Annotated in this window: 4 protein-coding genes; all 4 read right to left on the bottom strand. The window is 72.8% G+C overall.

Going from position 1 to position 3,240, the window contains the following annotated elements:
• The coding region (locus H5J26_RS29760) for a cobalamin biosynthesis protein (protein WP_181769066.1) at positions 1-298 on the bottom strand (298 nt) is incomplete at its 3' end.
• On the bottom strand, positions 295-1,701 hold the full coding sequence (locus H5J26_RS29755) for a cobyrinate a,c-diamide synthase (RefSeq protein ID WP_181769065.1): 1,407 nt from the start codon (positions 1,699-1,701) through the stop codon (positions 295-297). The genes H5J26_RS29755 and H5J26_RS29760, both read right to left, overlap by 4 nt.
• 130 nt (positions 1,702-1,831) lie before the next feature.
• Complete coding sequence (gene cobO, locus H5J26_RS29750) at positions 1,832-2,431, bottom strand: cob(I)yrinic acid a,c-diamide adenosyltransferase (protein WP_181769064.1); 600 nt, start codon at positions 2,429-2,431, stop codon at positions 1,832-1,834.
• On the bottom strand, positions 2,431-3,240 hold an 810-nt coding region (locus H5J26_RS29745; RefSeq protein WP_181769063.1), incomplete at its 5' end, for a vWA domain-containing protein. The genes cobO and H5J26_RS29745, both read right to left, overlap by 1 nt.

The raw sequence follows: 3,240 nt of genomic DNA, 5'->3' as shown, positions 1-3,240 counted from the left end.
CGACCTCGGAGAGCACGGCGGCCGGGTATGTGCGCAGAGGCACCTCCAGCCTGTCGGCGGCGGCGAGCAGTCCGGGCTCGCCGGCCTTGGCGTCGACCGTCGCCAACTCCCGGACGGCGCACATCGGAAGACCGGCGCCGTCGAGAACGCGCCTGATGAGGCCGAGCACTTCGTCGCCGCCGACTCCGCGGCTCGCTCCGATCCCGACGGTCAACGACCGTGACGGCAGGGCAGGCCGGACCTGCCCGGGGAGTGCGCCCTCGCTCGTCGGGGCTCCGGCACCGGGCGGCACGTTCATCCGGCACACCTGTCCACGAACCTGCGGGCCGCTTCCGGGACGGAGGCCCAGTGCACGTGCAGATACGAGGCGTGCACGCTTCCTGCGTCGCCGCTCACGAATCCCTCCGTGCGCCGCTCGGGACGTACCAGCCCCCATGCGGGCTCCGTTCCCGCCCCGGGCGAGACGGCCGTGCGGTGGAACTCGTGACCCCGCACCCGGGTGCCGGCCGCCACCAGGGAGCTGTCGCCGACGGCGACGGCCTCGCGGTAGCCCAGTGTGAGCCGGTCCGTCATCCAGGCCGTCGCGTCCAGCACCCCGCACATCTCCAGTCCGTCCAACTCCCGTGAGAGGTAGAGCAGTCCGGCGCATTCCGCGGCCACTGGCCCGCCGCCGGAGGCGAAGCGGGTCACGGCAGTGCGCAGAGGCACGTTCGCCGAGAGGTCCGGCCCGTACACCTCGGGGAAGCCGCCGCCGATGACGATGCCGCCCGTGTCGGCGGGCAGCGACTCGTCGTGGAGCGGGTCGAACGGGACGACTTCGGCGCCGGCGGCGCGCAGCAGTTCCTCGTGCTCCGCGTAGGAGAAGGTGAACGCGGCGCCTCCGGCGACGGCGACGACGGGCCTGCCGGAGCGGCCCGCCGCCTCAGGCCCGGGCTCGGACGGGACCGGTACGCGTTCCGGGATCTCGGCAGCCGCCTCCCAGGGGGTGACGGTCAGGGGAGGAGCGGTGCGGGCCAGCGCCAGCAACGCGTCGAGGTCGCATCCCTGCCGGACCTGCGCTGCGGCCCCGGCGACGGCCGCGACGGCCTCCGCCTGCCGTTCGGCGACCGGCACCAGCCCGAGGTGCCTGGACGGTGTGCCCAGCGCGGGCACACGCCTCAGCACGCCCAGCACCGGCACGCCCGAGGCCTCCATGGCCTCGCGCAGCAGCTCCTCGTGACGGTCCGAGGCGACCTTGTTCAGCAGGACGCCCGCGACCCGCACCTCCGGATCCCAGGACGCGAAGCCGTGGACGAGGGCGGCGACCGAACGTGACTGCGACGAGGCGTCCACCACGAGCACCACCGGGGCGCGGAGCAGCTTCGCCACATGCGCGGTCGACGCCGTTTCACCCGCCCCGGCCACGCCGTCGAACAGGCCCATCACGCCTTCCACGACGGCCAGTTCGGTGCCGGCCGCGCCGTGCGCGAAGAGCGGCGCGATCCGGTCGGGGCCGCACAGGTACGCGTCGAGGTTGCGGCCGCGCCGGCCCGTGGCCAGCGCGTGATAACCGGGATCGATGTAGTCCGGGCCGACCTTGTGCGGGGAGACCGAGAGACCTGCCTCGGTGAACGCGGCCATCAGCCCGGTGGCCACCGTCGTCTTGCCGCTGCCCGAGGCGGGCGCGGCAAGAACGAGGCGCGGAACGTCCACGCTGCTCATGTGCCCACCGGGCTTGCTGTACCGGCTCGTTGCTGTGTCTTCTGCGTGCTCACTGTGCTTTCCCGTACCGAAGTGTCCTGCTCGCGCGAGGAGTTCACCGCTGCCCGGCACCCCGCCGTGCGGAGCGGGTTCACCACTCGATGCCCCGCTGGCCCTTCTGCCCTTCGTCCATCGGATGCTTCACCTTGGACATCTCCGTGACCAGGTCGGCCGCGTCGATCAACTTTCCGGGCGCGTTGCGGCCGGTGATGACCACGTGCTGGGCGCCGGGCCTGGTCCGGAGCACCTCGATGACCTCGTCGGTGTCCACCCAGCCCCAGTGCATCGGATACGCGAACTCGTCGAGCACGTACAGGCGGTAGGTCTCGGCCGCGAGGTCCCGCTTGATCTGCTCCCAGCCCTCGCGGGCAGCCTCCTCGTTGCCCATCTCGCCGTCGCGCTGGATCCAGGACCAGCCCTCGCCCATCTTGTGCCAGGCCACGGAGCCGCCCTCGCCGCTCTCGCCCAGCACACGAAGGGCCCGCTCCTCGCCGACCTTCCACTTCGCCGACTTCACGAACTGGAAAACCCCGATCGGCCATCCCTGGTTCCAGGCCCGCAGCGCGAGCCCGAAGGCTGCCGTCGACTTCCCCTTGCCCGCCCCCGTGTGCACGGCGACGAGGGGGCGATTGCGGCGCTGGCGCGTCGTCAGCCCGTCCTCGGGTACGGTGCTCGGCTGTCCCTTCGGCACTAAGCGGCCCTCCGTGTCGGTGAGTTGGAGTCGGTCTGTGCGGCTGGCTGCCGGCTGCCCGTCTGCGTGCCCGTGGCGTGCCGTACGAGGTCGGTGACGGCGTCCGCGCGCAGTTCCTCGAGTGTCACCGCCGTGCCGCCCAGGTCCCGGGCAAGCTCGCCGGCGAGCCCGAGCCGCACCGGTCCGGCCTCGCAGTCGAGCACCACCGACGCCGTGCCGTCCGCGGCCAGCAGCCGAGCCGCGCGCCGGGCCTGCTCTGCGGGTGCCGTGCCGTCCGCGGTCCTGCCGCCGGTGGCACGCCCGTCCGTCACGACGACCATCAGCGGACGGCGGGCGGGATCCCGCATGTGCTCGACGCGCAGCACCTCGCGCGCTCGGAGGAGTCCTTCGGCCAGTGGCGTACGCCCGCCGGTGGGCAGCGACTCCAGGCGGGAGGCCGCCGCCTCCACGGACGACGTCGGCGGCAGCGCGACCTCCGCAGCGGAGCGGCGGAAGGTGACCATGCCGACCTTGTCGCGGCGCTGGTAGGCGTCCAACAGCAGGGAAAGCACAGCTCCCTTGACCGCGCTCATCCGCTGCCGCGCGGCCATGGAGCCGGACGCGTCCACGACGAACAGGACGAGATTGCCCTCGCGGCCCTCACGTACGGCCTCGCGCAGATCGTCCCGGCGCAGGATCAGGCCGCGTCCCTCACGTCCTCTTGCGCGCTGGTGCGGTGCCGCCGCTTGCACGGTCGCCGCGACGTGCAGCTTGCCCAGCGTCCCGATGGGCACCGTGACGTCGAACTTGATCTGGGAGGGCTGGTTGCC

The organism is Streptomyces albidus (ex Kaewkla and Franco 2022), from assembly GCF_013870515.1.
Lineage (GTDB): Bacteria > Actinomycetota > Actinomycetes > Streptomycetales > Streptomycetaceae > Streptomyces > Streptomyces albidus.
The sequence above is the reverse complement of the archived record's forward strand: the minus strand, read 5'-3'. Positions and strand labels throughout refer to the sequence as shown.

Coding starts and splice junctions, on each gene's coding strand:
- H5J26_RS29755 (WP_181769065.1), bottom strand. CDS start 1,701: ATGAGCAGCGTGGACGTTCCGCGCCTCGTTCTTGCCGCGCCCGCCTCG.